Source organism: Pseudomonas sp. MYb185 (assembly GCF_002979975.1).
Classification (GTDB): domain Bacteria; phylum Pseudomonadota; class Gammaproteobacteria; order Pseudomonadales; family Pseudomonadaceae; genus Halopseudomonas.
Genome location: NZ_PCQD01000003.1, coordinates 314,554 through 335,205, shown reverse-complemented (window position 1 = coordinate 335,205; position 20,652 = coordinate 314,554). Strand labels below are relative to the sequence as shown.

Genomic DNA, 20,652 nt, shown 5'->3' with positions numbered 1-20,652 from the left:
CTAAGCAGACCGGGCAGCAATGGCCCGGGGTGTAGCGCGCCTGCGCTACACCAGCCTCCGCGCCACTGCCCCCTTCTGGTACTCACTGACCACCACCAGCTGATCATCCTGGCAGTGCATCAAGATCGACTCTGCCCCGTAGGTCTCGTCCTCGTGGATCACCAGCTCCAACAGGTCGCCCCAGAGCAGGGCGGCTTCCAGGTCGGCGGGCTGGTCGTCGATCCAGAGTTCGCCGGTCAGTTGCTGGTAGCGTTGCTCCAGCTCGAGGCGGTAACGGGTGCCATCGGCGCGCTGCCAGTGCCAGTGGCCTGCCACCTGGGCCGGGACTATCCAGAGATACAGGGCGTCGCTCTTGAAGGCGATCTTGCGGTCCGCTTTCCAGTCGCCCATGTCGAAGGCGTGGGAGACGATGCGGGTGCCGGGGCGCAGTTCGGTGAGCAGGCGCGGGCGCAATTCCAGATTGACGGTGTGCAGCAGATACATGGTCACCACGGTGGCCGGGGCGAAGTCGACCTCGAACAGGTCATCCTGGATGAAGCAGACCCGGTCCTCGACGCCCATCTGCGCGGCGTAGGCCTGCGCCAATGCCACGCGCCCGGCGTCGATTTCCACACCAACCGCGCGGGCACCATGCTCCAGAGCGGCGGCCACCGGGATACGGCCATCCCCCGAGCCAAGGTCATAGAGCACATCGTCGGCATCCACCGCGCCCATTTCCAGCATGGCCTTGACCACGCTTTCATGGGTCGGGACGAAGGGTACGTCGAGGTTCATGCCCAGCTCGTCAAACTGGTCATCAATGGATAAATCGCTAAACAAGGTCCGCTCCGGTTATGAAATGATGCCTATCAGCATGCCTGATCGGCTGCGGCAAAGCGATTTTTGTCCCTGGCCGGAGCCGGTGAATCTACCGGGCAATGACCAGCGGATGGCCCCTTTCAGGGTGGCGCTGCACCAGCACGTCGATGCCGAACACCCGATGCAGGGCCTCCGGCTGCAGCACTTGCTCGGGCGAACCGCTGGCCTGCACCCTGCCGTCACCAAGCAGCAGCAACTGGTCGCAATATCGCGCAGCCAGATTCAGGTCATGCAGGATAACCAGCACGCTGGCACCGTGGTCGGCGAAGCGGCGCACCGCATCTAGCACGCTGAGCTGGTGCAGCGGATCGAGCATCGAGGTGGGTTCATCCAGCAGCAAGACCTGACCATCGGCGCCCGGCCACAGCTGCGCCAGGACCCGCGCCAGATGCACGCGCTGGCGCTCGCCGCCGGAGAGCTGCAGATAGTTGCGCCCGCCCAGGTGGCTGGCATCCACCGCACCCAGGACCTGCTCGACAATCTGCTGATCGACTGCCAGGCCGGTGTCATGCGGCATGCGGCCCATGCGTACCACCTGTTCAACATTGAAACCGAAGCTGAGGCTGGAACTCTGTGGCAGCACCGCCAGCCGTTGCGCCCGTTGCCGGCCCTGCCAGCGTTCAAGCGGCTGCCCCTCCAACAGTACCTCTCCGGCACCCGGTGCCAGCTCGCCGCTGAGCATAGCCAGCAGGCTGCTCTTGCCGGCACCATTGGGGCCAAGCACACCCAGCACCTGCCCCGACTGCAAGGCCAGGGTCACCTCGCTCAGCACCCTGCGCCCGCCACGGCTCAGGCTCAGCCCGTTGGCCTGCAACATCAGCTGCGGCTCCGTATCAGTAGGTAGAGAAAGAAGGGGGCGCCGATCAGCGCGGTGACGATGCCGATCGGCATTTCCGCCGGCGCCACCAGCAGCCGCGCCGCCAAGTCGGCGAACAGCAACAGGGCACCACCGGCCAGCGCCGATGCCGGCAGCAACAGGCGATGATCGGGGCCGACCAGCAGGCGCATCAGGTGCGGCACCACCAGCCCGACAAAGCCGATCAGGCCGGCCGCGGCCACCGCCGCGCCGACGCCCAGGGCAGTACACAGGATCAGCTCACGCTTGATGCGCTCGACCTCGAAACCCAGGTGCCGCGCTTCTGACTCGCCGAGCAGCATGGCATTCAACGCATCGGCCCGACGCGGCAGCCACAGTGCCACGCCCAGCGCCACCAGCAGCAGCGGCCACAGCCGTGCATAGCTGGCACCATTCAGACTGCCGAGGTTCCAGAAGGTCAGCGCGCGCAGGGTGGCGTCGTCGGCCAGGTAGGTCATCAGGCCGATCACCGCGCCAGCCAGCGCGGTCAACGCCACGCCGGCCAGCAACATGGTGGCCACCTGGGTCTGGCCGTCGCGGCGACCCAGGCGGTAGACCAGGGCGGTGACCAGCAGACCGCCGGCGAAGGCCGCCGCAGACAGTACATAAGGCTCGATGGAAACCGGCAGCGTCACCCAGCGGGCCACACCCACGATCACCAGTGCCGCACCCAGTGCCGCGCCGCTGGCCACGCCGATCAGCCCGGGGTCGGCCAGCGGATTGCGGAACAGGCCCTGCATGGCGACACCGGTCAGCGCCAGCACCGCGCCCACCATCAGCCCCAGCAGGGTGCGCGGCAAGCGAATCTGACCGATGATCAATTCGGCCTGGGGCACTTCCGGCGAGCCCAGGCCGAGCATGCCGAACAGCACGCGCAGGGTATCGGTCAGCGGCAGGTTGACCGGCCCCAGCGCCAGGGACAGCCAGATGGCCAGCAGCAACATGGCTGCCAGCGCCGCAAACAGCCAGCGCGGAACCAGCGCCGGGTTCATCGGCGCGCGTCGGCGCTGAGGGGTTGCAGATCCGGGTAGAAGGTCTGCGCCAACTGCTCCAGGGTCGCCGGCAGGCGCGGCCCGAGACCACCGGTCAGCAAGGTCGGATCAAGGGTCAGCAGATGGCCCTCGCGTACCACCCGGCTGTGGGCCAGTGCCGGGTTCTGCGCCAGCAGCGCCTGCTGCATCTCGGTACCGCGCAGCTGGCGGTCGGTGACCACCAGCCAATCGGCATCCAATGCCGCCAGCGCTTCGCTGGACAGGGTCTTGTAGCCTTCATGGCCAGCCAGATTGCGGGCGCCGGCCTGGTCCAGCAGCCAGTCAGCCAGGGTGCCGCGCCCCGCCACCAGCGGATTGCTGCCACCCTGGCCAATCAGCAACAGCACACCCGGCGCCTCGGTATGCGCCTGTATCGCGCTGATCTGCTGCTGCAAGTGGCCCAGCCGCTGACGGTAATCGTCCAGTGCCGCCTGCGCCCGCTGCGGCTCGCCCAGCAGTTCACCCAAGCGCTGCAGATTGTCTTCCAGCACCGCCAGGTCACTGGCGGCGGACAGTTGCTCGATGCGCACCCCGGCGTTCTGCAACTGACTGAGCACCGGCGGTGGACCCATTTCCTCGGTTCCCAGCAAGAGATCCGGTGTCAGGGTCAGCACACCCTCGGCGGACAGCTGGCGTTGATAGCCGACACTGGGCAATGCCGCCAGCGATGCCGGATGCTGGCTGGTGGTATCCACCCCCACCAGCCGCTGCTCGCCACCCAGCGCCACGACCCATTCGGTGGCCGCGCCACCGGCGCTGACCCAGCGCTGCGGCAGCTCCGCAGCCAGCGCATTCAGACTCAGCAACAGGCCAGCACACAGACCGGCAAGGGTGTATTCAAGGCGCATCGACGTTCATGCCTCCACGGCTGCGGTGCTTTCCGCCAGGGTGCGCCAGGCTTCCAGCTCCGTCTGGCCGGGTTTGCGCAGGCCGAACATCTGTAGAATCAGCTCACCCTCGGTATCGAATGCTTCCCAGCTGGTGATCACGCCATCGGCGCTGGGCTTGCGGACACGCCACAGCTGCGTCACCCCTGCCATGTCCAGATGCAGGTTGAAGTCCGGATCCAGCACATTGAACCAGTCACCGCTCCAGCGCAGCGTCTGGATCGGGCCAGAGTGAATCTGGATACAGTGCCGGTTGCCGACAAATACCATCACCGGCAGTTGCTGCGCCGCCGCTTCGCCCATCATCTGCGGCAGGGCCTGCGGACTCAGCGGCTCGGCCCATTGCCGGCCGGCCAGGCGCAGCGCCTGCAGTCGTCCCACCTGATACCTGCCAAGCAGGGCATGGAAGTGGTGTACATCCTTGAGCTGTGCCCAGCCCTGGCGCAGGCCCTCGACATCCACCGTATTATCGGCCCGCTCGACAGCACCGGCGGGCAGCGGCGACAGAGCATCCGGCGGCAACTGCGTTGGCTCGGCAAAGCGCGCCAGCAACCGGCCCCAGGCATCCAGGTCGCTGTCAACGGTGAGAAACACCTTGTGTACCGCAACGCCGTGCTGGTCGAATACCTGCAGACTGCGTTGCATGCCATGTGTGGTGTCCTGTTCGACGGCGAACAGGCTATGCCAGCCGGACAGGAACAGGCGCAGGTCGATGTCCGCCGAGATTACCAATCCCATCTTGCCATTGCCTGCCAGGGTCACCTCACGGTAGATACCCTGGCGCTCGTGCACACAGTGCTCGTTGCGGGTCAGCACCATGACCCGGCCCAGATCTGCGAGCGCCGGCAGCAGCTCGCTCCACTCAGGACGCAGCCGCAGGGTATCGATGCCCAGCCGGCTGGCAATCAGTTCGGCTTCGCTGACCGCCAGTTGCCTGGCCGCCTCGCGGGCACGCAGCCGGGGGTGCTGTTGCAACAGTCGTTGCCAGGCGCTGAACAGGTTGGCCTGAAGAGGTGGGAGGCAGAGGGCCAGGTTCATGATGAGGTTCCTGTGAATGCCGGAAAGACAGATATTGAGAACCATTTGCATTTGAAAGTCAACTTGTTCCATGCTTGACCGGCGACGGGGCTGGCAACTTTCATCGCCGCGTGCTACATATTTCACATCAACCTAAATTAGAATAGTCTAATATAAAGCGAAAACCGATCCCAGGTAGCTCATGGCCAACACAGAACTCACAACCGTTACGGAAAGACGCAACACCCCCGTGCTGATGGCCGCCCAGGCGCTGGGCGGAGCCTCGCCACCGATCATCATTTCCCTCGGCGGGCTGGTCGGCCAGCAGTTGTCCGAGGCCCCGGAACTGGCAACCCTGCCAGTCAGCCTGTTCAACCTCGGCCTGGCATTGTCGACCATCCCGGCCGGCATGCTGATCCGCCGCCTCGGCCACCGGGCCGCCTATACGCTGGGGGCGCTTCTCGGTTGCCTGGCCGGCCTGGTTGCCGCACTGGGCATATTCCAGGGCAACTTCGCGCTGTTCTGCACCGGCACCGCGGTGGCCGGCTTCTATGCCGCCTGTGTACAGAGTTACCGGTTCGCCGCCAGCGATACCGCGGCGCCCAGTCATCGTGCCCAGGCGATCTCGCGCATCATGATCGGCGGTCTGGTAGCAGCCATCATCGGCCCCCAGGTGGTGATCTGGACCCGCGATGCCTTCGCCAGCGCACCCTTTGCCGGCAGCTTTCTCGGCCAGGCGGCTCTGGCCCTGCTGGCGCTGCCGTTATTCCTGATGCTGCGCAATCCGCCGCGCCAAACCGCGGTCGCCGGCGAGACGGGACGTGATCTGCGGAGCATTGCCCGTACCCCGCAGTTCATCGTCGCTGCGGCAGCCGGGGTGGTGTCCTACGGTCTGATGGCCTTCATCATGACTGCCGCGCCCATGGCCATGGTCGGGCATGGCTTCCATGCTGGCGAAGCCGCGCTCGGCATTCAGTGGCATATCCTGGCGATGTTCGGTCCGAGTTTCATCACTGGCCGCCTGATTGCCCGCTTCGGCAAGATCCGCATCACCGGGTTCGGGTTGCTGTTGATCGCGGTCTCCGGGCTGGTCGCCGTCGCGGGACAGGAGCTGATGCACTTCTGGGGTTCACTGATCCTGCTTGGGGTCGGCTGGAATTTCGGTTTCATCGGTGCCACCGCCCTGCTCACCGACGCCTATACGCCGGCGGAAAGATCCAAGACCCAGTCACTGAATGATTTTCTGGTATTCGGCACCGTCGCCCTGGCCTCCTTTGGCTCGGGCGGGCTGCTGACCAGCTCCGGCTGGAATACCATCAACTGGCTGATGCTGCCGGTGGTGGCCGCTGTGCTGCTGTTGCTGGTCTGGCTCGGCCGGGTGCAGAACAATGGCGCTACCGGTCTGGCGGAGGGTGCGTAGCCGCCTGGGCGTGATGATCGCGACCCGGTCGTGTTCGGGGTGTAGCGCGCCGGCGCTACGCCTGCGGTGAGGTGATGGGTGCCATGCAAACGCTGTCGTCGCGCAGGGGCGCGACAACCCGGTAACGCGACCCGGCCATCTCTTAATGTTTCCTTAATCTTGCCGGACAGATCATATGGCGTGCCGATCTGATCCGCGCGCGCAAGACGCGATATCTCGCCATATCGCTCCATATCCCCTCTTCTCTTCAGTGCGGCCCCGACCATGCCCGCGGTCCCGGCAGCGCTTCAGGAGTCTATTGCATGAGTAAACGACAAACCGGGCTGGCAATTCTCGGGGCATGCCTGTTGGCCTGCAGCATCGGCCTCGCTGCCGACCCCGGCGTTGCCGATCCCGTACAAGGCCAAGCAGCTGCGGCGGTATGTGCCAGTTGTCATCAGGCCGACGGCAGTGGCATGAATATCCCCGGTGCCGAATCCTGGCCCCGCCTCGCCGGCCTGGACGCCACCTATCTGGCCAAGCAGATAGAGGATTTCAAATCGGGCCAGCGCAGCAGTCCCACCATGCAGGCATTCGCCCAGATGCTCACTGATGAGCAGATCCCACACGTCGCCGCCTGGTTCGCCAGTCTGCCCGCCCCGAGTCTGTCAGCGGCCGAACCCTATTCTCCCGAGCTGCTGGAGCGCGGCCGACTGTTGGCCACCGAGGGTGACTGGGATAACTACCTGGTGCCTTGTTCCAGTTGCCATGGCCCCGACAACCTGGGTGCCGGCTCGGTGTTTCCGGCCATCGCTGGGCAACATCCGGCCTATATCCGCGATCAGCTGCTGAACTGGCAGCAGGGTAGCCGTCAGAACGATCCGCAACAGCTGATGGCCACCGTCGCTGCGCGCATGAGTGCGGACGATATCCAGGCCGTCGCGGCCTGGCTGTCGACCCAGCCGGGTACGCCCGAACAGAAACCGGAATAGGAGGTCCGCATGACTATTTTCCGACTACCTGCCACCAAGGTGCGGCATTACCTGCTGGCGACGCTGACCGGCATTCTGACTGGCGTTATCCCGCTTGCCCAGGCCGAGCTGTCCGAGGAGTCCAGACGCATTCTGGCCAACATGGCGCCTGGCGCTCCCGCACCGGTGGAAGGCGATTTCGTGCATATTCCCCCCACGCTGGACGAACTGCAAGCCTCCGCGCTACACCCGGAATTGAAGAAGGTCATCCTGCGCGGCCACGATATCTTCACCAACACCCAGCAATATCGCGGGCAATATGTGTATAACGAGCTGAACTGCGACAGCTGCCACCTTGGCGCGGGTCGGCTGCCGTTCTCCGGGCCGGTATGGCCGGCGGCGGTCACCCTGCCGGACTACCGGCCCAAGAATGATCACGTCAACAATCTCGAAGAACGCATCGCCGGCTGTTTCTCCTATTCGATGAATGGCCAGCCGCCGGCCTACGGCAGTGACGAGATGCTGGCGCTGTCCAGCTATATCCAGTGGCTGGCCAAGGGTGTACCCATGTACCAGCCGGGCGCCAGCATGTACGGCCGCGGCTACCCGCGATTGGCCGATGCCGCCGAGCAACCTGACTATCATCGTGGCGAGAACATCTATCAGGACCGCTGTTCGGTCTGTCACGGCGACGATGGCGCTGGTCTGAACACCCGGGGCAAGGTGGTATTTCCTGCACTCTGGGGCGACGAATCCTATAACTGGGGAGCCGGCATCAGCCGGGTGTTCACGCTCGCCTCCTTCATCAGGCACAACATGCCGTTGGGCCAGCCCAACACCCTGAGCGAGCAGGAAGCCTGGGACGTGGCGTACTATGTCAATGCCCAGGAACGCCCTCAGGACCCGAGATACACCGGTGATGTGAAGGAAACCCGCGAACGTTATGGCGAAACCTTCCACAAGCACAGCCTGTATGGCCTCGAGGTGGGAGGACGACTGCTGGGCGACCATGACAATGTCGGCAACAAGGACTTTCTCAAGCCCGAGGCGCTGCGCTCGCGCTCGTTCGACTGAGAGAGCACGGAGCAGGGGGCGGCGGCCGCCTCCCCCTCCGTTCAGGCCATGACCCGCCACGATAACCAGTAGAATGCCATGGGCGGGGCGCGGTCCCCGGCAGCTTTCAGGATCGGGGCAGGAGTGACAATGCATGTATTGCTGATCGAAGATAACGCGCTGGTAGCCAGTGGCATCTGTGCCGGTCTCCAGTTGCATGGCTATTCGGTGACCCGGGTCCATACCGCGGGCTCTGCCGACAGCGTATTGCGCTCCACCCATGTGGACCTGGCGATTCTCGATCTGGGTCTGCCGGATGAGGATGGCCTGTCCCTGCTGCGCCGCTGGCGCGCCTCCGGGCAGGACCTGCCCATCCTCGTACTCACTGCCCGGGATGCCGTGGCCCACCGCATTCAAGGCCTGCAGGACGGCGCCGACGACTACCTGACCAAGCCCTTTGATCTGGATGAGCTGTGCGCTCGCCTGCAGGCCCTGCTGCGACGTGCCGGTGGCCGCGCCGTCCGCGAGCTGGTCTGGCGTAACGTGCGTATCCTTCCCGATCAGGGCCAGGCCTGGTGCGCGGGTATTCCCGTCAGCCTGTCGCGGCGCGAGCTCGCCCTGCTGCAGGTGTTCTGCCAGTACCCCCGGCAGATTCTCAGCAACACCCAGCTCGAGGACAGTCTCTACGGTCTGGAGATGAACATCGAGAGCAATGCCCTGAGTGTGCATATTCATCATCTGCGCCGCAAACTGGGCCAGGACATCATCGAAACCGTTCGCGGCCAGGGCTACCGGCTGGGCACGGCGGAGCCCGGGGGATGACTCTCAGGCTGCGGTTGCTGCTCGCCATCGGCATCTCCCTCACCCTGCTGTGGAGCCTGGTGGCCGGCTGGCTGTTCATGGATATGCGCCGGGAGCTGCAAGCGGTGCTGGACAACCGCTTGCAAGCCTCCGCGCGCATGGTCGCCGGCCTGATCGAACAGATGCCGGTTGACGTGCTGGATGTCGATACCAGTCAGGCGCAGATCGATATTGCCACCCTGGACGGCCTGGCCTGCGAGGTCAGCATCATGCGCGGCCAGATCACCAGCAAGACCCTGGTGCGGACCCAGGGTGGCCCGGACATGAGCGATACCCAGCCCGGCTTCGGCACCTACCGGCGCAACGGCAACCTCTGGCGCGTCTATGTGCTGGAGCAGGGCGACCTGCGTATCGCCACAGCGGACCGGATGAATGTGCGCGATACCCTGCTGCAGGGCCTGGCCCTGTCCTTCGGGCTGCCATTTGCCATCGCCCTGGTGGGCAGCCTGCTATTGTCCTGGCGGGCCATCGGCAAGGGCTTGCAACCCTTCGATCGCATCCGTGCCCTGCTGGCAGGACGCGATCCGGGCGACCTTTCCCCACTGCCGACAGTCAGTGCGCCACCCGATCTGCAACCGCTGGTCGATACCATCCATGATCTGCTGCAGAGGGTGGCGGGTGCCATCCTGCGGGAACGCCAGTTCACCGACGATGCCGCCCACGAATTGCGTACTCCCCTGACTGCCATCAAGACCCACCTGCAGGTCGCCCGGCTGGCAATCGCCCAGGGCAGGGAAGGCGGTCTGGTACAGGACTCCCTGGCATCCGCCGAACAGGGTGCCGTGTATCTGCAGGAAACACTGGATCAGTTGCTGTTGCTTGCGCGCCTGGACAGCCAGCAGGAACCGACCGAGCCACAGCTCGCTGACGTGACCGCAGCCGCCAGGCAGGCCGGTGCGGAGCTGACCGCCATTGGCCTGGATGCCGATACGCGCATTCGCCTGGTCCAACGGACCAACGCTCCCTTGAGCGCTGCCATTCCCCACTCGCTGATGGTGGCCACCCTGCGCAATCTGCTCGACAACGCCCTGCGCTACTCCCCTTCCTCCACCCCGGTCGACATCGACCTGTCCCAGGATGGCGCGCACATCCGCATCGCCGTGCAGGATCAGGGCCCGGGCATTGCCGATGATCAGATAGCCAAGGTGACCGAACGCTTCTGGCGGGCACAGCGCGATGACTTCGGCAGCGGATTGGGGCTGTCCATCGTGCGCCTGATCGTGGACCGGCATCAGGGCACCCTGGCCCTGAGCAACCGCAGCGGTGGCGGACTGACAGCGGAAGTGGTCCTGCCCTGCGCGGGACCCGCGCAGCTGAACTCCCCGGGCTGACGGCCCGACAGGCGGTCACCAGCGCCTGCCGCTGGCCAGCTCAGATATGCCGCGCGCCCTGGCGCAGCATCCGGGCCAGATGGCAGTTGGGCTTGCCGTCGCAGCCCAGGCACATGCTCCGGGCCGTGCACAATTCGCGGTCGGCTGCCTGCACGGTATGGCCGGAGGTCAACAGATAGCGGACCAGCGTCATCAATCGTTTCATTATCCTGCTCCTTGGGCTGGGGTCAGTCACAGGCTAGAAGCGCATGCCCGGTGCGGCCTTGATCGGTATCAAGCAGCACCATTATCGCGACCAACGGCACACCGCAGCCAAATCCCACACGATTCGACCGGACATTATGTCGCAGGCTGAAATGATCTCGGTCAAATTCACACACCCCGATTACGCACATAATCGAGACCATCAATCGACAGTTCGATGATTGGAGAACACGATGGCTGCGGCGGTGGGTTTACTGCGCTCCGGCACCCCGGGTATGGCTGGGGCCAATACGGCATCTGGCCAGCGCTGCGCCCTGATCCTGCTGGTCTGTCTGGCCCTGCTGAGCCCCCTGCTCCAGGCCGGACCGGATGAGCAGCGCCAGCGTCAGCTCGATAACCTGCTGTTGCAGGACTGCGGCTCCTGCCACGGCCTGCGCATGACCGGCGGGCTGGGCCCGGCGCTGACCCGCCAGGCACTGGCCGACAAGCCCCGCGACAGCCTGATTGCCACCGTGGCCCATGGCCGCCCCGGTACCGCCATGCCCGGCTGGAATGCCCTGCTCGATGAGCAGGATATCGCCTGGCTGGTCGACCGCCTGCTGCAAGGATACCCCCGCCCATGAAACGCCCGCTGCTATCCCTGGCCATCGCCGCCCTGCTGCTTGGCGGCTGCGCCCACTCGCCCCAGCCCCTGCCACTGCGCGGCACCGGCGATCTGGGCGTGGTGGTGGAACGCGCCACCGGCACCCTGCAACTGATCGAAAGCAGCACCCGCACCAGCCTGGCCCGCATCGACGGGCTGGGTGACCTGTCCCACGCCTCGGTGGTGTTCTCCCGCGACCAGCGCTACGCCTATGTGTTCGGTCGCGACGGCGGTCTGACCAAGGTCGACCTGCTGCTGCAGAAGGTGGAGCAGCGGGTGATCCAGGCCGGCAACAGCATCGGCGGGGCCATCAGCAGTGACGGCTCGCTGATCGCCGTGGGCAACTATGAGCCGGGCGGGGTGCGGGTGTTCGATGCCCAAAGCCTGGAGCTGATCGCCGATATCCCCGCCACACCGCTGGCTGATGGCAGCGCCAACTCGCGGGTGGTCGGTGTCACCGACGTGCCCGGCCGGCGTTTCATCTACAGCCTGTTCGATACCGGGGAGACCTGGCTGCTGGATTTCAGCCAGGGCAACCAGCCGGCCACTACCCGCTTCGAAAACATCGGCAAGCAGCCTTATGACGCCCTGCTCACACCCGAGGGCCGCTATTACATCGCCGGGCTGTTCGGTGAGGACGGCATGGCGCTGATCGACCTCTGGCACCCGGAGCGGGGCGTGACGCGCATTCTCGACGGTTACGGCCGCGGCCAGCAGAAACTGCCGGTGTACAAGATGCCGCATCTGGAAGGCTGGACCCTGGCCGGCGACCAGGCCTTCGTGCCCGCCGTCGGTCAGCACCAGGTATTGGTGATGGACAGCAGCAACTGGCAGCAGACCGGTGCCATCGATGTCGCCGGCCAGCCGATCTTCGTCATGGCCAGACCGGATGCGCGGCAGATCTGGGTCAACTTCGCCCACCCGGACAACCATCAGGTGCAGGTGATCGATAGCGAAACCCATGAGGTCATCGCCACCCTGGAGCCGGGCCCGGCGGTATTGCACATGGAGTTCACCCCGCGTGGCGACCAGTTGTGGCTGTCGGTACGTGACGGTGGCGAAATCCAGGTATGGGATCCCTACACGCTGAAGAAGATCACCAGCCTGCCGGCCGAAAGCCCCAGCGGCATCTTCTTCAGCAGCCGCGCACATGCGACCGGCCTATAGGGAGCCGTCCAGATGATCAACATGACCAGTCACGTCCTCATCCCATCATTGCGAATCCGGACCCCGGCGAGGCAGGCAAATACCGTTCCGGCTGTACCACACCAGCGTCATTGCGAGCACAGCGCGGCAACCCAGTGGGTGCCGGATACTCCGGGTATATGGATTGCCACGCCCTGCGGGCTCGCAATGACGCTAATGGCGTACAGGACAAGAGGGGACTGACATGCAACTGAACGACCTGAGCCAGCGCCTGATCGAACGCTACCAGCACCAGCTGCCGCTGTGCGCCGAGCCCTGGCAGGCCATGGCCGAGGAACTGGGCTGCAGCGAGGCCGAGGTGCTTGATTGTCTGCGCCGACTGGATGACGGCGGGGTGCTGTCCCGGGTCGGGCCGGTATTCGAACACAGCCGCGCCGGGGCCAGTACCCTGGTGGCACTGGCGGTACCACCGGAGCGACTGGAGCAGGTAGCCGAGCTGGTCAACCGCTATCCCGAGGTCAATCACAACTACCTGCGCGAGCATGACTACAACCTGTGGTTCGTACTCACCGGCCCGGACCGGCAGGCATTGGAGCGCTGCCTGGAAGATATCCAGCACAGCACCGGCCTGGCACCACTGGACCTGCCCATGCGCCGGGCCTATCGCATCGACCTGGGCTTTCCGCTGGAGGATGCGCCATGACCGGACTCTGCGCCAGCCAGCAGCTCGCCCTGCGTCGTCAGCTGGAACGTGGCCTGCCGCTGACCACCCGCCCTTACCGGCATATAGCCGAACAGCTCGGTGCCAGCGAGCAGGCAGTACTGGATCAGGTGAACCAATGGAATACCGAGGGCCTGTTCCGCCGCTTCGGGCTGGTGGTGCACCATCGGGCGCTGGGCTTTCGTGCCAATGCCATGCTGGTGCTGGACATTCCCGATCAGGCGGTCGACGCCATCGGCGAACAGCTCAGCAGCGCACCCGGCATCAACCTGTGCTACCAGCGGCCCCGCCGTCTGCCGCACTGGCCGTTCAACCTGTTCTGCATGGTGCATGGCCGCGAGCGGGCAGCGGTGCAGGCGCATATCGAGCGCTTGCTGGAGCGCTACGAGCTGGACCATCTGCCGCACCGGCTGCTGTTCAGCACCCGCGCCTTCAAGCAGCGCGGTGGCCGCTTCACCCCGGCGGCGGAGGTGGCCCATGGATGAGCTTGACCGGCGTCTGATCAATCGCCTGCAACATGGCCTGCCATTGGTGCCACAGCCCTGGCAAACGCTGGCCGAGGAGCTGGGCAGCCGACCCGAGGCCCTGCTGGCACGTACCCAGGCACTGCTGGACGACGGCACCCTGACCCGCTTCGGCCCGATGTTCGATATCGAACGTTTGAACGGAGCCTTCACCCTGGCCGCGCTGTCGGTGCCGGAGGCGCGTTTCGAAACGGTCGCCACGCAGCTGCACGCCCTGCCCGAAGTGGCCCACAACTACCGCCGCGAGCATGACTGGAACATGTGGTTCGTACTGGCCTGTGAAAGCCCCAGGGAGATCGACGCCAGTATCCAGCGCATCGAGGCCATGACCGGCCTGCCGGTACTCAACCTGCCCAAGGAGGAGACCTACCATGTCGGCCTGCATCTGCCCGTCTGACGCCGAACTGGCCAGGCGCCTGATCGAACTCACCCAGGCCGGCCTGCCGCTGGTGGCCGAGCCCTGGGCGTGGATCGCCGAGCGTCTCGGCATCAGCACCGAAGACACCCTGGCGCTACTGCAACGATTGCAGGCGGATGGCGCCATCCGCCGCATCGCCGCGGTGCCCAACCACTACCGCCTCGGCTACCGGCACAACGGCATGACCGTATGGGATGTGGACGATGCGCACATGGATGAACTCGGCCCGCTGATCGGCGCCCAGCCCTTCGTCAGCCACTGCTACCGCCGTCCGCGCCGGGAAGGCTGGTGCTACAACCTGTTCGCCATGGTGCATGGCCGCAACGCCGAGGACATCGCCGCCGACCGCCAGCGCATCCGTGAGCTGCTCGGCGATGCCTGCCGCGCCGACGACATGCTGGTCAGCAGCCGCATATTGAAGAAAACCGGGCTGCGGCTGCAGAAAGCCGAGAACCCACCGTCCCGTCAAACCGTCGAGCCAGACCCACTGGATTCTCCGCCTTCGCGGAGAATGACGACAGTGGTGGCATCACCTCAGGAGGCATCCTCATGCTCAGAATAAGCCACTACCTGCGCGCCCTCGCCGACCCCAGATTGCGTGTGCTCGGTGCCCGCGGCACACCCGGCAGCCGCCCGCCGGTGGTGATCTGGAACCTGCTGCGGCGCTGCAACCTGACCTGCAAGCACTGCTACGCCACCTCCGCCGACAGCGAATTCCGCGACGAGCTGGACACCACCGAGGCGCTGCGGGTGATCGATGATCTGCATGAGGCCGGGGTGCGGGTGCTGATCCTGTCCGGCGGCGAGCCGCTGCTGCGCGAGGACATCTTCCAGCTGTCCAGCTACGCCCGGGAAAAAGGCTTCTTCGTCGCCCTGTCGACCAATGGCACGCTGATCAACGAAGACAATATCGAGCAGATCGTCGCTGCCCGCTACGACTATGTGGGCATCAGCATCGACGGCCTGCAGGCGGTGCATGATGAGTGGCGCCAGCTCAAGGGCAGCTTCAGCGCCTCGATGCATGCCATCGACCTGTGCCGCCAGCACCACATCCGCGTCGGTCTGCGCACCACCCTGACCCAGCATAATTACCCGCAGATGCCGGCGCTGCTGGAACTGATGCGCGAGCATGACGTGCAGAAGTTCTATCTGTCGCACCTGAACTACAGCGGTCGCGGCAAGCGCAGCCGCAAGGCCGATGCCCACCATGTGATGACCAGGGACGTACTGGATCAACTGTTCGAGCAGGCCTGGGCTGACGTACAGCAGGGCCGCGAGACCGACTTCGTCACCGGCAACAACGATGCCGATGCCATCGCCCTGCTGCAGTGGGCCCAACGGCGCATTCCCCAGCATGCGCCACGGCTGGAGCAGATGCTGCGCGCCTGGGGCGGCAACGCCTCGGGCAGTGGCATCGCCAATATCGACAACACCGGCAACGTACACCCGGATACCTACTGGTGGCAGCACAGCGTCGGCAATATCCGCCAGCGTAGTTTCAGGGATATCTGGCTGGACGCCCCCGACCCGCTGCTGCTGCAGCTGCGCCAGCATCCCCGCGCAGTGGGCGGGCGCTGCGGCCAGTGTCAGTGGCTGCCCATCTGCAACGGCAATACCCGTACCCGCGCCTGGGCCAGCGGCGATCTGTGGGGCGAGGACCCCGGCTGCTATCTGAGTGACAGGGAGATCGGCCTGCACCCGCCCCAATCCATCCCCTGCGTAATGGTGACTGACCATGCATGACCAACCTCCAGAAGGCCCGGCAGTACGCCTGACCCACGATTGCTTCCCCGCTTCGCTGGGCGCCACCCTGGCCCCAGGCGAAGTCGCCCTGGTCGGGGCCGGCCCCGGCGACCCCGGCCTGCTCACCCTGCGCGCCTGGAGCCTGTTGCAGCAGGCCGACGTGGTGGTCCATGACCGGCTGGTAAGCCCGGCGGTGCTGGAGCTGATTCCACCCCGTTGCGAACGCCGTTTCGTCGGCAAGACCAGCGGCTACCACAGCCTGCCTCAGGAACAGATCAACCAGTTGCTGGCCGAGCTGGCACTGCAGCAACACCGCGTGGTGCGACTCAAGGGCGGCGATCCGTTCATCTTCGGGCGCGGTGCCGAGGAGCTGGAACATCTGCTGGCGCACGGCATCGACTGCCAGGTGGTACCCGGCATCACCGCCGCCTCCGGCTGCAGCACCTATGCCGGCATCCCGCTGACCCACCGCGATCATGCCCAGTCCTGCCAGTTCATCACCGGCCATCTGCAACAGGACGGCGCCCTCTGCCTGCCCTGGCAGAGCCTGGCCAGCGGTGGCCAGACCCTGGTGTTCTATATGGGACTGGCCAGCCTCGGGGAGATTTCCCGGCAGTTGATCGCCGCCGGCCTGCCCGCCGACACCCCCGCCGCGCTGATCGGCAATGGTACCCGTCACGATCAGCAGGTGGTGCACGGCACTCTGCGCCAGCTCGAGCGGCTGGCCCGCGAACACCGGTTGGGCGCACCGACGCTGACCGTCATCGGCCAGGTGGTCGGACTGTTCCGGCAGCACCGGTTGAGCCATCCGGCCCGCCTCGGCGCCCAACCCGAACAGTTGCCACGGGAGGCACTGGCATGCGTCTGATCGCTTCCCTGCTGCTGGCGGCAAGCCTGCCGGTCGGGGTGCTGGCCAACGCCTCCAGCGCACCGGATGCCACAGCGCTGTACCAGGCCCAGTGCCAGAGCTGCCACGGTCTCAACCGCCTGGGTGGCACCGGCCCGGCGTTGCTTCCGGAAAGCCTCGGGCGGATCAAACCCGAGGAAGTCCGCAACGTCATCCATGATGGGCGCCCGGCCAGCCAGATGGCCGCCTATGGCGAGCTGCTCGGCAGCGATGAGATCGATGCGCTGGTCGGCTATCTGTACCGCCCGGCGGAGGTCGCACCGACCTGGAGTGAGGCCGATGTCCGCGCCAGCCACCGCATCCTGGCCGATGTCAGCCAGTTGCCGGACAGCCCACAGCATGGCGCCGATCCCCTCAACCTGTTCGTCGTGGTCGAGGCTGGCAATCACCATGTGCGCATTCTCGACGGCGACCGTTTCGAGGAACTGGCCAACTTCCCTTCGCACTTCGCCCTGCACGGCGGCCCCAAGTTCTCGCCGGATGGCCGCTTCGTCTACTTCGCCTCCCGCGATGGCTGGGTCAGCAAATACGACCTGCACAACCTGACCATGATCGCCGAGGTACGCGCCGGGTTGAACACCCGCAACCTGGCGGTCAGCAGTGATGGCCGCTGGGTGATGGTGGGCAATTACCTGCCCGGCAACCTGGTGGTGCTGGATGCCGAGGACCTGTCGCTGGTAAAACCCATCGAAGCCCTCGGCAACGATGGCACCCCGTCGCGGGTCAGCGCGGTCTATACCGCCCCTCAGCGCGACAGCTTCGTGGTGGCACTCAAGGATGTGAAAGAGGTCTGGGAGCTGTCCTGGGCCGGCACGCCGGATTTCGTACCGCGACGCATCCTGGCGGCGGACTATCTGGACGATTTCTCCTTCACCCCGGACTACCGCTACCTGCTGGCCACCTCACGCCAGGCCAAGGGTGGCCAGGTGATCGACCTGGATACCGGCGAGGCGCTCACCGATATCCCGCTGCCGGGCATGCCGCACCTGGGCTCGGGCATCTACTGGCAGCAGGACGGCCGCTGGGTGTTCGCCACACCCAATATCAGCCAGGGGCTGATCTCGGTCCTGGATCTGGCGACCTGGGAACTGGTCACGGAGATCCCTACCGAAGGGCCGGGCTTCTTCATGCGCAGCCACGAGAACTCGAAGTACGCCTGGACCGATGTGTTCTTCGGCCCCAACAACGACGCCATTCACCTGATCGACAAGCAGACCCTGAAGGTAGCCCATACCCTGCGCCCGGTGCCCGGCAAGAATGCCGCTCACGTGGAGTTCACCCAGGATGGCAGATACCTGCTGCTGAGTGTCTGGGACACCGATGGTGCGCTGCTGGTGATCGACAGCGAGACCCTGGAGGAGATCAAGCGCATCCCGATGAACAAGCCCTCGGGCAAGTACAACGTCGGCAACAAGATCGGCTTTGCCGAGGGCACCTCGCATTGAGCACATGTATCCTGTTCAGCGCGGCTACTCGGCCAGAAACCCTCGCAGGTGCGCCATGAACGCCTCGGGTTGATGATGGTGCAGGTTATGCCCAGCCTTCTCTATCGTCACCACCTTCGCCTGGGCAAAGTGCCGGGCACGGCCATCCTGTTGCGGGTTCGATGCCCAGCTTTCGGCGCCATACATCAGCAGCACCGGGCATTCGATGGCCTGCCATAGATCAGCGGGCTCGACCGAGGCCACCTCCGCCGCGCCCGAACCGCGTATACGGTGGTCGTACTTCCAGCGCCACTGCCTATCTCCGGTGGGCTTGAGCCCATGGTGGCAGACGTATTCGGCCAGTTCCCGGTGCAGGCGCGGATCATGCTCCATCAGCCGTTGCACCGCCGCCGCCACACTGGGATAGCGGCTGGGCCCACGCTGATCCAGCTCGCGCACCTTGTCGACCCATTCGCGCAACTGCTGACGCCGCGACTTTTCATCCCGCTTGGCGCGCGCCTCGGGCGAGAACCCCAGGCCCTCGATGACGCACAACCGGGTGACGCACTCCGGAAACAGCGCGGTGTAATGGATGGCGATATTGCCACCCAGGGAGTGCGCCACCAGGGTGGCCGGACGGTTGCCCAGCGCGGCCACCAGCGCGGCGATATCCGGCACGAAATCGGGGATGGCGTAGGCCCCGCCAGTGCTCCAGTCGCTGTCGCCATGGCCGCGCAGATCCGGCACCACGACCTGCCAATCGGCACTCAGCTGCTGCGCCAACGGATCCCAGACCCGCGCGTGCTCCAGCCCGCCATGCAGCAGGACCAGCAGCGGCGCCCCGGTATTGCCCCAATCCAGATAATGCAGACGCAGCCCACGGGAATGATAGAAACGGCTCTGCGGCGTACCCAGTTCGACATCTGACATGACTATTCCTCAAACCCTTCCAGCACGATCTTGCCAATGGTATGCCCTGCGGCGATGGCCTGATGCGCCTGGCGCAGATTGGCGGCATTGATGTGGCCGTAATGCGCCGTGCCCATGGGGCGTATCGCGCCGCCATCGAGCAGCCTGGCAATCTGGTTGAGGATCTCATGCTGACGCTGCATGTCGGCGGTCTGGAACATCGAGCGGGTGAACATCGACTCCCAGTGGATGGAAATGCTCTTGGCCTTGAACGGGCGCAAGTCCAGCGGCTCCGGGTCATCGATGATACCCAGCCGACCCTGCGGCGCCATGACCTCGGCCAGCGCCGCCCACACCTCGGCACTGGTATGGGTGGAGAAGGCGAAGTCCACCGGCCCCACGCCCAGCCCATTGATCTGCGCCACCAGCGGCTTGCTGTGATCGATCACATGCTGAGCCCCCAGATCACGCACCCATTGTGCGCTCTGCTCCCGGGAGGCGCTGGCAATCACCGTAGCGCCGGCATGGCGGGCCAGTTGGATGGCGGCCGATGGCACGCCACCGGCACCGCCGAGTACCAGCAGCACCGGAGCATTGTCCGGGGTTGCCGACTCGGGCATGCCGAGCCGGTCGAACAGCATCTCGAATGCGGTCAGCGTCACCAACGGTACCGATGCCGCAGCGGCATGATCCAGCTGGCGGGGCTTGTGACCGACGATACGCTCGTCCACCAGCTGGTACTGCGCATTGGAGCCCTGGCGATCCACGGCACCGGCATAGAACACCTCATCACCCGGCTTGAACAGCGTCACCTCCGGGCCCACCACCTCCACCACGCCCGAGGCGTCATAACCCAGCACCCTCGGTTGCTGTGGTGTCGCGGCAAAGCTCAGGTGGCTTTTGACATCCCGTGGGTTGACCGACACCGCTGCGATGCGTACCAGCAGATCGCGCGCGCCCGGCTCCGGTCTTGGTAGTTGTAGATCAAGCAACGCATCCGCATGCTCGATCGGCAACTGCTCGATATAGCCCACCGCTTTCATTGCACCACCTCCGTTCACATGTCGACTGAGTATAGGTCTTGAACCCTCAGGATCCCGCAGCACCGCAGATCGGTTACACTCGACCCGGCAACGGAGCAACATCCTGCCCCGACCTGTGCAGACCCGCAACGAGAATATGAAGATGATCAAGAAGAGCTTCTGCCTTACCCTGACCCTTGCCCTCGGCCTGAGCGCCGGCGCCGTCCATGCCTTCAGCCTCGGCGACGCCGCCAAGCTGACCTCGGCGATTGCCGCCCCCGACTCCGCCACTGCCCAGTCCGCCGAGCTGGTGACCCGCCTGACCGACCTCAATGTCAGCTCGGAACAGGCCGTCGGTGGCACCAGCGCCCTGCTGAGTCTGGCCAAGAACCAGTTGCCCAGCACGGATTACAGCCAGTTGCTGAGCAGCGTACCGGCACTGAGCAATCTGGCCGGTAATGACCTGGGCAATCAGGTCGGAGCCGTCAGCGGTCTGCTGGGCAAGACCAACCCGCTGGCCAAAAGTGCCGCGCAGAGCGAAATGCACAGCCTGACCGACGTCGGCAACGCCTTCTCCGCACTGGGCATGGATGCCAGCATGGTCAGTCAGTTCGCCCCGACACTGCTGCAATTCATCGGCAACCAGGGTGTCGGCCAGCCGCTGCTCGGTACCCTGACCAGCCTGTGGACAGGCCAGCCCGCCGGTTGAGGGTTTGAAGGACCGGGT

General features: G+C 65.2%; 23 protein-coding genes. 15 read left to right on the top strand and 8 right to left on the bottom strand.

Annotation, left to right across the window (positions count from 1 at the left end; all coding sequences use genetic code 11):
* Window positions 1-45: 45 nt before the first annotated feature.
* The 5 genes from CQ007_RS06370 to CQ007_RS06350 form a co-directional block, all read right to left on the bottom strand.
* Window positions 46-819 carry a class I SAM-dependent methyltransferase gene (locus CQ007_RS06370; RefSeq protein WP_105644282.1) on the bottom strand — a complete coding sequence of 258 codons (774 nt, stop codon included), beginning with the start codon at window positions 817-819 and terminating at the stop codon, window positions 46-48.
* A gap of 88 nt (window positions 820-907) precedes the next feature.
* Window positions 908-1,675 carry a heme ABC transporter ATP-binding protein gene (locus CQ007_RS06365; RefSeq protein WP_105644281.1) on the bottom strand — a complete coding sequence of 256 codons (768 nt, stop codon included), beginning with the start codon at window positions 1,673-1,675 and terminating at the stop codon, window positions 908-910.
* On the bottom strand, window positions 1,675-2,652 hold the full coding sequence (locus tag CQ007_RS06360; RefSeq protein ID WP_177424300.1) for an iron ABC transporter permease: 978 nt from the start codon (window positions 2,650-2,652) through the stop codon (window positions 1,675-1,677). The genes CQ007_RS06365 and CQ007_RS06360 overlap by 1 nt, the downstream gene beginning before the upstream one ends.
* Before the next feature lie 50 nt (window positions 2,653-2,702).
* On the bottom strand, window positions 2,703-3,593 hold the full coding sequence (locus tag CQ007_RS06355) for a hemin ABC transporter substrate-binding protein (protein WP_105644277.1): 891 nt from the start codon (window positions 3,591-3,593) through the stop codon (window positions 2,703-2,705).
* Window positions 3,594-3,599: 6 nt separating this feature from the next.
* Window positions 3,600-4,670, bottom strand: a complete 1,071-nt coding sequence (locus CQ007_RS06350; protein ID WP_105644275.1) for a hemin-degrading factor — start codon at window positions 4,668-4,670, stop codon at window positions 3,600-3,602.
* A 181-nt stretch (window positions 4,671-4,851) separates the two neighbouring features.
* Here CQ007_RS06350 and CQ007_RS06345 point away from each other — a divergent pair, with 181 nt between their 5' ends.
* The 5 genes from CQ007_RS06345 to CQ007_RS06325 all read left to right on the top strand — a co-directional run bounded on the left by CQ007_RS06345 (window position 4,852) and on the right by CQ007_RS06325 (window position 10,264).
* Complete coding sequence (locus tag CQ007_RS06345) at window positions 4,852-6,069, top strand: MFS transporter (protein ID WP_218278837.1); 1,218 nt, start codon at window positions 4,852-4,854, stop codon at window positions 6,067-6,069.
* 302 nt (window positions 6,070-6,371) lie between these two features.
* On the top strand, window positions 6,372-7,040 hold the full coding sequence (locus CQ007_RS06340) for a cytochrome c (protein WP_105644273.1): 669 nt from the start codon (window positions 6,372-6,374) through the stop codon (window positions 7,038-7,040).
* 9 nt (window positions 7,041-7,049) lie between these two features.
* Entirely contained in the window at window positions 7,050-8,093 is a 1,044-nt protein-coding gene (locus CQ007_RS06335) for a c-type cytochrome (protein ID WP_105644271.1), read from the top strand.
* A 129-nt stretch (window positions 8,094-8,222) separates the two neighbouring features.
* A complete protein-coding gene (locus CQ007_RS06330) occupies window positions 8,223-8,894 on the top strand; it encodes a response regulator transcription factor (protein WP_105644269.1) in 672 nt (223 codons plus the stop codon).
* On the top strand, window positions 8,891-10,264 hold the full coding sequence (locus tag CQ007_RS06325; RefSeq protein WP_105644267.1) for an ATP-binding protein: 1,374 nt from the start codon (window positions 8,891-8,893) through the stop codon (window positions 10,262-10,264). Before CQ007_RS06330 ends, CQ007_RS06325 begins: the two co-directional genes overlap by 4 nt.
* Before the next feature lie 40 nt (window positions 10,265-10,304).
* On the opposite strand, the gene CQ007_RS18905 is transcribed toward CQ007_RS06325, so the two are convergent.
* Window positions 10,305-10,469, bottom strand: coding sequence for a hypothetical protein (locus tag CQ007_RS18905; RefSeq protein ID WP_158256731.1), 165 nt, complete (start codon window positions 10,467-10,469; stop codon window positions 10,305-10,307).
* A 232-nt stretch (window positions 10,470-10,701) separates the two neighbouring features.
* On the opposite strand from CQ007_RS18905, the gene CQ007_RS06320 reads away from it, so the two are divergent.
* The 9 genes from CQ007_RS06320 (at window position 10,702) to CQ007_RS06280 (ending at window position 18,015) form a co-directional block, all read left to right on the top strand.
* Window positions 10,702-11,091, top strand: a complete 390-nt coding sequence (locus CQ007_RS06320; RefSeq protein WP_256582215.1) for a cytochrome c — start codon at window positions 10,702-10,704, stop codon at window positions 11,089-11,091.
* Window positions 11,088-12,278: a cytochrome D1 domain-containing protein gene (locus CQ007_RS06315; protein WP_105644265.1), complete on the top strand. Its 1,191-nt coding sequence runs from the start codon at window positions 11,088-11,090 to the stop codon at window positions 12,276-12,278. Before CQ007_RS06320 ends, CQ007_RS06315 begins: the two co-directional genes overlap by 4 nt.
* A 223-nt stretch (window positions 12,279-12,501) precedes the next feature.
* Window positions 12,502-12,960: an Lrp/AsnC family transcriptional regulator gene (locus CQ007_RS06310; RefSeq protein WP_105644263.1), complete on the top strand. Its 459-nt coding sequence runs from the start codon at window positions 12,502-12,504 to the stop codon at window positions 12,958-12,960.
* Window positions 12,957-13,463, top strand: coding sequence for an Lrp/AsnC family transcriptional regulator (locus tag CQ007_RS06305; protein WP_105644261.1), 507 nt, complete (start codon window positions 12,957-12,959; stop codon window positions 13,461-13,463). Before CQ007_RS06310 ends, CQ007_RS06305 begins: the two co-directional genes overlap by 4 nt.
* A complete protein-coding gene (locus CQ007_RS06300) occupies window positions 13,456-13,899 on the top strand; it encodes an Lrp/AsnC family transcriptional regulator (protein ID WP_105644259.1) in 444 nt (147 codons plus the stop codon). Before CQ007_RS06305 ends, CQ007_RS06300 begins: the two co-directional genes overlap by 8 nt.
* Window positions 13,874-14,482 (top strand): nitrite reductase, encoded by a 609-nt coding sequence (locus CQ007_RS06295; protein ID WP_158256730.1) that lies wholly within the window; start codon window positions 13,874-13,876, stop codon window positions 14,480-14,482. Before CQ007_RS06300 ends, CQ007_RS06295 begins: the two co-directional genes overlap by 26 nt.
* Window positions 14,470-15,663, top strand: a complete 1,194-nt coding sequence (gene nirJ, locus CQ007_RS06290; RefSeq protein WP_105644257.1) for a heme d1 biosynthesis radical SAM protein NirJ — start codon at window positions 14,470-14,472, stop codon at window positions 15,661-15,663. Before CQ007_RS06295 ends, nirJ begins: the two co-directional genes overlap by 13 nt.
* Window positions 15,656-16,531 carry a uroporphyrinogen-III C-methyltransferase gene (gene cobA, locus CQ007_RS06285; RefSeq protein ID WP_105644255.1) on the top strand — a complete coding sequence of 292 codons (876 nt, stop codon included), beginning with the start codon at window positions 15,656-15,658 and terminating at the stop codon, window positions 16,529-16,531. The genes nirJ and cobA overlap by 8 nt, the downstream gene beginning before the upstream one ends.
* Entirely contained in the window at window positions 16,522-18,015 is a 1,494-nt protein-coding gene (locus tag CQ007_RS06280) for a nitrite reductase (RefSeq protein WP_105644253.1), read from the top strand. The genes cobA and CQ007_RS06280 overlap by 10 nt, the downstream gene beginning before the upstream one ends.
* Before the next feature lie 24 nt (window positions 18,016-18,039).
* Here CQ007_RS06280 and CQ007_RS06275 read toward each other — a convergent pair whose 3' ends face one another.
* Window positions 18,040-18,924, bottom strand: coding sequence for an alpha/beta fold hydrolase (locus CQ007_RS06275; protein WP_105644251.1), 885 nt, complete (start codon window positions 18,922-18,924; stop codon window positions 18,040-18,042).
* 2 nt (window positions 18,925-18,926) lie between these two features.
* The gene (locus tag CQ007_RS06270) at window positions 18,927-19,946 is read right to left on the bottom strand and encodes a zinc-binding alcohol dehydrogenase family protein (RefSeq protein ID WP_105644249.1); all 1,020 of its coding nucleotides are present in this window, start codon (window positions 19,944-19,946) and stop codon (window positions 18,927-18,929) included.
* Between the two features lie 136 nt (window positions 19,947-20,082).
* Here CQ007_RS06270 and CQ007_RS06265 point away from each other — a divergent pair, with 136 nt between their 5' ends.
* Complete coding sequence (locus tag CQ007_RS06265) at window positions 20,083-20,634, top strand: DUF2780 domain-containing protein (RefSeq protein WP_256582214.1); 552 nt, start codon at window positions 20,083-20,085, stop codon at window positions 20,632-20,634.
* The last annotated feature ends 18 nt before the right edge of the window (window positions 20,635-20,652 follow it).

What these genes read in the sequence shown, in the direction of transcription:
- CQ007_RS06300 (WP_105644259.1), top strand. Translation starts at nt 13,456, where the DNA reads ATGGATGAGCTTGACCGGCGTCTGATCAATCGCCTGCAACATGGCCTG.
- CQ007_RS06350 (WP_105644275.1), bottom strand. Translation starts at nt 4,670, where the DNA reads ATGAACCTGGCCCTCTGCCTCCCACCTCTTCAGGCCAACCTGTTCAGC.
- CQ007_RS06320 (WP_256582215.1), top strand. Translation starts at nt 10,702, where the DNA reads ATGGCTGCGGCGGTGGGTTTACTGCGCTCCGGCACCCCGGGTATGGCT.
- CQ007_RS06340 (WP_105644273.1), top strand. Translation starts at nt 6,372, where the DNA reads ATGAGTAAACGACAAACCGGGCTGGCAATTCTCGGGGCATGCCTGTTG.
- CQ007_RS06280 (WP_105644253.1), top strand. Translation starts at nt 16,522, where the DNA reads ATGCGTCTGATCGCTTCCCTGCTGCTGGCGGCAAGCCTGCCGGTCGGG.
- CQ007_RS06335 (WP_105644271.1), top strand. Translation starts at nt 7,050, where the DNA reads ATGACTATTTTCCGACTACCTGCCACCAAGGTGCGGCATTACCTGCTG.
- CQ007_RS06270 (WP_105644249.1), bottom strand. Translation starts at nt 19,946, where the DNA reads ATGAAAGCGGTGGGCTATATCGAGCAGTTGCCGATCGAGCATGCGGAT.
- cobA (WP_105644255.1), top strand. Translation starts at nt 15,656, where the DNA reads ATGCATGACCAACCTCCAGAAGGCCCGGCAGTACGCCTGACCCACGAT.
- CQ007_RS06355 (WP_105644277.1), bottom strand. Translation starts at nt 3,593, where the DNA reads ATGCGCCTTGAATACACCCTTGCCGGTCTGTGTGCTGGCCTGTTGCTG.
- CQ007_RS06325 (WP_105644267.1), top strand. Translation starts at nt 8,891, where the DNA reads ATGACTCTCAGGCTGCGGTTGCTGCTCGCCATCGGCATCTCCCTCACC.
- CQ007_RS18905 (WP_158256731.1), bottom strand. Translation starts at nt 10,469, where the DNA reads ATGAAACGATTGATGACGCTGGTCCGCTATCTGTTGACCTCCGGCCAT.
- CQ007_RS06345 (WP_218278837.1), top strand. Translation starts at nt 4,852, where the DNA reads ATGGCCAACACAGAACTCACAACCGTTACGGAAAGACGCAACACCCCC.
- CQ007_RS06295 (WP_158256730.1), top strand. Translation starts at nt 13,874, where the DNA reads ATGTCGGCCTGCATCTGCCCGTCTGACGCCGAACTGGCCAGGCGCCTG.
- CQ007_RS06305 (WP_105644261.1), top strand. Translation starts at nt 12,957, where the DNA reads ATGACCGGACTCTGCGCCAGCCAGCAGCTCGCCCTGCGTCGTCAGCTG.
- CQ007_RS06275 (WP_105644251.1), bottom strand. Translation starts at nt 18,924, where the DNA reads ATGTCAGATGTCGAACTGGGTACGCCGCAGAGCCGTTTCTATCATTCC.
- CQ007_RS06365 (WP_105644281.1), bottom strand. Translation starts at nt 1,675, where the DNA reads ATGTTGCAGGCCAACGGGCTGAGCCTGAGCCGTGGCGGGCGCAGGGTG.
- nirJ (WP_105644257.1), top strand. Translation starts at nt 14,470, where the DNA reads ATGCTCAGAATAAGCCACTACCTGCGCGCCCTCGCCGACCCCAGATTG.
- CQ007_RS06330 (WP_105644269.1), top strand. Translation starts at nt 8,223, where the DNA reads ATGCATGTATTGCTGATCGAAGATAACGCGCTGGTAGCCAGTGGCATC.
- CQ007_RS06315 (WP_105644265.1), top strand. Translation starts at nt 11,088, where the DNA reads ATGAAACGCCCGCTGCTATCCCTGGCCATCGCCGCCCTGCTGCTTGGC.
- CQ007_RS06310 (WP_105644263.1), top strand. Translation starts at nt 12,502, where the DNA reads ATGCAACTGAACGACCTGAGCCAGCGCCTGATCGAACGCTACCAGCAC.
- CQ007_RS06265 (WP_256582214.1), top strand. Translation starts at nt 20,083, where the DNA reads ATGAAGATGATCAAGAAGAGCTTCTGCCTTACCCTGACCCTTGCCCTC.